This window comes from Sulfurimonas sp. (assembly GCF_027056685.1).
Lineage (GTDB): Bacteria > Campylobacterota > Campylobacteria > Campylobacterales > Sulfurimonadaceae > Sulfurimonas.
In genome coordinates this window covers 1-6,409 of record NZ_JALUKE010000237.1, presented here as the reverse complement: position 1 = coordinate 6,409, position 6,409 = coordinate 1, and the positions used below count along the sequence as shown (strand labels likewise).

7 protein-coding genes are annotated in these 6,409 nt (G+C 35.1%); all 7 read left to right on the top strand.

Annotated elements, in window-relative coordinates; genetic code table 11:
- A partial coding sequence (locus tag MVY38_RS10390; RefSeq protein WP_297485921.1) for a DUF945 family protein occupies positions 1 to 1,162 on the top strand: 1,162 nt, incomplete at its 5' end.
- On the top strand, positions 1,163 to 2,662 hold the full coding sequence (locus MVY38_RS10385) for a peptide-binding protein (protein WP_297485919.1): 1,500 nt from the start codon (positions 1,163 to 1,165) through the stop codon (positions 2,660 to 2,662).
- Positions 2,663 to 2,666: 4 nt separating this feature from the next.
- Positions 2,667 to 3,311, top strand: a complete 645-nt coding sequence (locus MVY38_RS10380) for an HAD family hydrolase (protein WP_297485917.1) — start codon at positions 2,667 to 2,669, stop codon at positions 3,309 to 3,311.
- Positions 3,308 to 4,060 carry a hypothetical protein gene (locus MVY38_RS10375; RefSeq protein ID WP_297485915.1) on the top strand — a complete coding sequence of 251 codons (753 nt, stop codon included), beginning with the start codon at positions 3,308 to 3,310 and terminating at the stop codon, positions 4,058 to 4,060. Before MVY38_RS10380 ends, MVY38_RS10375 begins: the two co-directional genes overlap by 4 nt.
- Before the next feature lie 140 nt (positions 4,061 to 4,200).
- Positions 4,201 to 4,758, top strand: coding sequence for a pyruvate flavodoxin oxidoreductase subunit gamma (locus MVY38_RS10370; RefSeq protein WP_297485913.1), 558 nt, complete (start codon positions 4,201 to 4,203; stop codon positions 4,756 to 4,758).
- Between the two features lie 10 nt (positions 4,759 to 4,768).
- Positions 4,769 to 5,164, top strand: a complete 396-nt coding sequence (locus tag MVY38_RS10365; RefSeq protein ID WP_297485911.1) for a 4Fe-4S dicluster-binding protein — start codon at positions 4,769 to 4,771, stop codon at positions 5,162 to 5,164.
- Complete coding sequence (locus tag MVY38_RS10360; protein ID WP_297485909.1) at positions 5,165 to 6,388, top strand: 2-oxoacid:ferredoxin oxidoreductase subunit alpha; 1,224 nt, start codon at positions 5,165 to 5,167, stop codon at positions 6,386 to 6,388.
- Positions 6,389 to 6,409: the final 21 nt, after the last annotated feature.

Below are 6,409 nucleotides of genomic sequence, written 5' to 3'. Positions count from 1 at the left end.
CTATGTAAATACTCATGCACATAGGAAGCTTCCAGTAGCTACAGAATCAGAACTTGATGGTACAGTTATTGGTGTTGATTTAAAATATAGCAATATTCCGTTTGCAAAATCAATCAACTTTGATGTCTATCCACTAAAGCTTTCAAAAAAGGTAAGTGATTCTTTAAAAACTGAAGATATTAATTTTTACAATAAATTTAGTGCTTTTTTAGAGGCAAAAGGTCTGCTCTATCATGTGGATTATAATCTTATAAATAGTAAATTTAAAGGCTATGTAAAAGATATAAATGAAGTTTACAAACTACAAAATGGTTCGGATGTAACTCTAAAACTTTTAGGAACAAACTTCAAAGGGGAGGGTGATCTGCTTTCTGCAAAAAGTATTGATTCAAAAATAAAAACGATGCGTCTTGAAGCGACTCAAAAAGGAGAACGAGCACTGCTCTCTCTTGAAGATTTTAAAGAAAATAACACTTTCGTCTCTTTTCATAATTACAAGAGTGCAGTAGAGTTTAAAAAGATGCACTTTCTTATAGATGGGACACAGGACGACCTTAATATTTCTGTAGAAAAACTCCAGACATCTTCAAACGCAACAACAAATAAAGAACGCGTTACAATGAAGTCACACACTGCGTTTAAAACACTCAATATAAGCTCAAAACAACTCTCCCTTAATGTTAAAAAACTCAATAGTGATGTAACTCTAAAAGGGCTGGCTCAAAAACCAATGGAAGATATAAGTAATCTTTTAAATAAAACAACAAATATAAACGCAGTAGCTGGGCAAAAAGAGATGCAAGAAGCACTGCTTAAGCTCTTAGAAAAAGGTTTGAAAATTGATATTTCAGATGTATCATTAGCCGATGTTGTAGTAAATAAAAAAGAAAATTATGGTGCATTGAAGATGAATCTTAATTTGGTAGTAAATAAAGATGAAAATATTTCACAAAAAGTCAAAATGTCACCGTTACTTTTGCTTTCAAATTTAAAACTGGATTCAAATATCAAACTTTCACAAATGATGTATGATAAGTTAGTTCAAAATTCACCAATGGCAGGAGTAATCTCTTCGTATGCGAAAAAAGAGAAAAAAAGTGTAGTTTTTAAGATACAACTGCATGACGCAAAACTCTATGTAAATGGAAAAGCAATTCAGTAGATGAAGTATTTTGTTAGCATTTTTTTACTCTCCTTGTCACTTGCGGCTTCAACGCTGCAGCTTGCAACATCATCAAATCCGGCAAGATTAAATCCTCTTCTTGCTACGGATTCTTCATCGTCTGAAATCACTGGTTTTATATTTAATGGACTTGTGAAGTATGACAAAGATTCTAAAGAGATCATTGGGGATTTGGCAAAAGAGTTCTATTTTAAAAATGCAACAACACTCATCTTTAAACTACGAAAAAATGTAAAGTGGCAAGACGGTAAAAGTTTTAGTGCAGATGATGTACTTTTTACCTATAAAGTTTTGACCTCAGACAAGGTAGCTTCACCATATAGTGCAGGATTTCGTTTTGTAAAAGATGTGAAAGTTTTAGATAAATATACTTTAGAAGTGGATTATAAAGAGCCATATTTTAAAGCTTTAGAGACTTGGATGATGGGGATTTTACCAGAGCATATTTTAAAAAATGAGAAAAATCTTATGACCTCGTCGTTTAATACACATCCCATAGGTACAGGTCCTTATAAACTCACACAACTTGAACTCTCTAAAAATATAGAACTCACTGCGTTTGATGATTATTTTGAGGGGCGTCCGAAGATAGATAAAATCTCTTTTCATGTTATACCTGACCCTATGACTAGACTTTTGATGCTAAAAAATGGACAGTTAGATATTGGAAGTATTGAACCTCTTGTAATGCAGAGACAACTTGGTGCTGACTTTTTTAAGAAGTTTAATATTTATGAGAAAATTTCTCTCTCTTACACTTATCTTGGTTTTAATCTTCGCCTTAAAAAGTTTCAAGATGCACGCGTTCGTCAAGCACTCTCTTTGGCAATAGATCGTCAAGAGCTTGTAAATATTCTCTTTTTTAAACATGCAAAAGTCTGTAGCGGTCCTTTTTTACCAGGGACAATGGCATTTAACCCTAATGTAAAAGTACCGACACAAAATATTCAAAAAGCAAAAGAGCTTTTGAAAGAGGCAGGATATGATGCAAAACATCCATTTTCATTTGAAATAGTAACCTCAAACGCAAGTTCTATTCGACCCTATGCGGCAGAAATCTTACAGTACCAACTGCAAAAAGCAGGGGTAAAAGTAACATTACGAGTAATGGAGTGGCAGGCTTTTTTAAATATGGTCGTATTTCCACATAAATTTGATGCGGTACTCCTGGGATGGGGACTCTCTCCTACACCTGATCCCTATATTTTTTGGGATAGTGCCAGTGATAAGCCTGGTGGTTTTAATCTTGTAGGCTACCGCAATAAAAAACTTGATAAACTTATAGCAAAGTCACAAAAAGTGATAGATAGAAAAAAATTAGGGCAGATGTGGCAGGAGATGTTTAAGATGATAGTAGATGATAATCCCTATCTATTTTTATATATTCCAAATTCTATTACTGCTGTAAATAAAAATATAAAACATATTGAACCTGCTTTGAGTGGGATATGGCACAATTATATTAGCTGGGAGAAATAAATAGATGATAATACTTTTTGATTTAGATGGAACACTTATAGACTCAACAGAGGCGATTTTGGAGAGTTTTCATAACTCTTTTGATCTGCTCAACTACCCTCATCCCACAGATGAAGCAATAAAAGCATTGATAGGTCATCCCCTTGATGTAATGTACAAAGAATTAGGGGTGAGCAAAGAGAAAGTATGGGATTTTGTAGATACATATAAAGAACATTATAGAAAAATATCGACGCAAAAAACAGTTTTATTGCCGCATGCAAGAGAGGCTGTTACTCTTGCAAGTACATTTGCAGAGTTAGGGATAGTTACTACAAAAACGGGTAAGTACTCTCGTGTATTGATGGAGCATTTTGGACTTATGGATAAATTTAAAGTGCTTATTGGGCGTGAAGATGTTATAAATCCTAAACCAAACGCTGAACCCATTTTACAGGCGCTGCAGCAGTTAAATTCAAAAGATAAGGATGTTTGGATGATAGGTGATACTACTATGGATCTTCTTGCTACAAAGAATGCAGGTGTAAATAGTATAGGAGTGTTGTGTGGATATGGTAAAGAAGAGGTCTTGAAGTATTATACTAATATCCTGTGTCAAAACGCTTATGAGGCGATAAAATATCTTGAGAAGGTGCAGAGATGTTTATGAAACTATTTTTTATTTTATCTTCTATATTCTTACTGTTGGCTATTAATGGATGCTCCTCATTAAATCTTTCATGGAAAAAAACAGAACAAGCATCTTATAATGCTGCAGTAGATCCTCTCACCTGGGCACCTGCACTTGGGAGTGCTGTTCTTTATACAACACAGTATGATAATGATATTTCAAAATATATGATGGAACATAAACCTATACAATGTATTAAAATTTCATCTAAAGACTGTACAGATAGAGACGATGTATATCGTGAATTAAATAGTGTGCTTACTTTCACGACGGCTGGATTGGTAGATGATGATGGAAATACAACAAAAAAAATAAAACGACTTGTCGTTGAAGAGTCTACATATATTCTTTCAAAATCAGTTGTTCTTAGCCTTGAAACTGTTGGAAAAACAACCCCTGATGGTAGACATACAACAGCTCTTGGCTCACATCACGCACTTGAACCATTTGCAGGTTCTGCAATGACACGGCGTAATGTTGCGCAGATGAATATTCCAGCACTTGGAAAATATACTATTGTTGGTGCAAGTTATTACTTCTCAAGTTATACAGCTCTTACAAGAATTCAAGAGGGGGGGCATTCTTTGGGCGATCAGTTTGTTAATATGGCAGTTGGAAATTTTCTTGGACTTTTCATGGACGATATGTTTATGTCAGGGGATAATACAAAACTTCATATTTTACCTCTAAAGGATAGAATTGAGTTTTCTTTGAATTATCATTTTTAGTAGAAAAAATGCACACTCTTAACTTACAGCCTCCGCTTAGTTGCAATATGAAGCTATATTTAAGTGCTAGTTGCCTAAAATACAGCTAAATGGACTTAAATATTTTAATTAAAGTTTCTTGAAAAATTGAAGGAGAATTTATGCTAGAAATTAGATGGCATAGCCGTGCAGGTCAAGGTGCTGTAACTGGAGCTAAAGGTTTAGCAGATGTTATTTCAACAACTGGTAAGCAAGTTCAAGCATTTGCATTTTATGGATCGGCAAAGCGTGGGGCTGCAATGACTGCATATAACCGTGTTGATGATAAAGTTATCATGAATCATGAAAAGTATATGGAGCCGGATTATGTATTTGTAATTGACCCTGCCCTAGTTTATACTTCTGATGTTACTGTAAATGATAAAGAAAACACTATTTATATCATTACAACACATTTGAGTACACAAGAGCTCATAGCTTCGCAACCAAAATTAGAGGGGAAAACAATTTATACTGTAGATTGTATTAAAATTGCGCAAGAGACTATTGGTCGTGCTATTCCAAATACACCTATGCTTGGTGCATTTATGAAAATATCTGAGATGTATGATATAGAATTCTTTAAAGAGAATATGAAAAGAATTCTTGCAAAATTACCTCAAAAAATCGTTGACGCAAATATGCTTGCAATTCAACGTGCATATGACGAAGTGAAATAAGGAGCTGATGATGGCAAATACAGGTTGGGACGAATTTGAAATCGGAGCAATGCTTCGTACATTTGAGGGTGAAGCAGGTGATGTTGTTAGAACTCTTCAAGAAGACCGTAACTACACACAAAATAGTTCATTTAGTGCATCAGTAGCAGATTGGAGAATTGAGAAACCAGTTTTCAATAAAGATTACTGTATTGATTGTCAATTTTGTTGGGTTTATTGTCCAGATATTTCAATTATTTCAAGAGACAAGAAAATGATAGGTATAGATATGGATCACTGTAAAGGGTGTGGTATCTGTGTTGAGGTTTGTCCAACAAATCCAAAATCACTTCTTATGTTTCCTGAAAAAGCGGATGAAGAGACAGAAATTGCTCAATGGCCGAGCAAAGAAGAGAAGGAGAAATAGATGGCATTTGATAAAATGGAATTAAAAGATATTGAAGTATGGGATGGCAACTATGCCGCTGCACAAGCACTGAGACAATCTCAAGTGGATGTTGTTTCTGCGTATCCTATTACACCATCTACTGGGATTGTTGAAGGATTTGCAAAATTCAAAGCTGACAATTATGTAGAGGGTGAATTTGTAATGGTTGAGTCAGAGCATGCTGCAATGTCAGGGTGTATTGGTGCTGCTGCTGCAGGTGGGCGTGTTGCTACTGCAACTGCTTCTCAAGGTCTTGCTCTTATGGCAGAAACACTTTACCAAGCATCTGGTATGCGTTTACCAATTGTACTTAACCTTGTAAACCGTGCATTAGCTGCTCCACTTAATGTAAATGGTGACCATTCAGATATGTATATGGTTCGTGATAGTGGTTGGATTCAATTTGATGCTTACAATCCTCAAGAGGCGTATGATTTAAATTTTATTGCATTTAAAGTGAGTGAAGATCATGATGTGAGACTTCCAGCTATTGTAAATCAAGATGGTTTTATGACTTCACATACTGCACAAGGTGTACATACTATGGATGATGATACTGCGTTTGGTTTTGTTGGTGAGTATAAACCAATGAACGATATGCTTGATCTTGAACATCCTGTAACACATGGTGTACAAACTGAAGAAGATTGGCACTTTGAACATAAAGCGCGTCAACATAATGATATGATGACTATTGTTCCAGGTAAAATTGATGAAGCATTTGCTGAATTTGAAAAACTTACTGGAAGAAAATACAATCAAGTAGAAAAGTACGATATGGATGATGCTGATGTAGCAGTTGTTTGTATGGGTACTTCTGTTGAGACTGCTCGTGAAGTGGCAAAAGAGATGAGAACAAAAGGTATTAAAGCGGGTGTTGTAGGTCTTCGTGTATTTAGACCTTTTCCATTTATGGCAATGGCTGATGCTCTTAAAGATGTAAAAGCAGTAGCTGCACTTGACCGTTCGGCTCCAGGTGGAACACCGGGTGCATTATTTAATGAAATTGCTGGTTCACTATTTAATACAGACTCTAAAATGCTTCTTTCTGGTTATATTTATGGTCTTGGTGGTCGTGACTTAACAAAAAAACATTTAGTTGATTTATATACTGAACTTCAGGCAAATGCTGATGCAGGGAAAGTACTTACACAACAACAACAGTTTATCGGTGTTCGTGGACCGAAACTAGCTTATTTATAGGAAATTAGTATGAGTGAAATG

Excerpts from the sequence above, each read along its gene's own strand:
- MVY38_RS10365 (WP_297485911.1), top strand. The coding sequence starts at position 4,769 with ATGGCAAATACAGGTTGGGACGAATTTGAAATCGGAGCAATGCTTCGT.
- MVY38_RS10375 (WP_297485915.1), top strand. The coding sequence starts at position 3,308 with ATGAAACTATTTTTTATTTTATCTTCTATATTCTTACTGTTGGCTATT.
- MVY38_RS10380 (WP_297485917.1), top strand. The coding sequence starts at position 2,667 with ATGATAATACTTTTTGATTTAGATGGAACACTTATAGACTCAACAGAG.
- MVY38_RS10360 (WP_297485909.1), top strand. The coding sequence starts at position 5,165 with ATGGCATTTGATAAAATGGAATTAAAAGATATTGAAGTATGGGATGGC.
- MVY38_RS10385 (WP_297485919.1), top strand. The coding sequence starts at position 1,163 with ATGAAGTATTTTGTTAGCATTTTTTTACTCTCCTTGTCACTTGCGGCT.
- MVY38_RS10370 (WP_297485913.1), top strand. The coding sequence starts at position 4,201 with ATGCTAGAAATTAGATGGCATAGCCGTGCAGGTCAAGGTGCTGTAACT.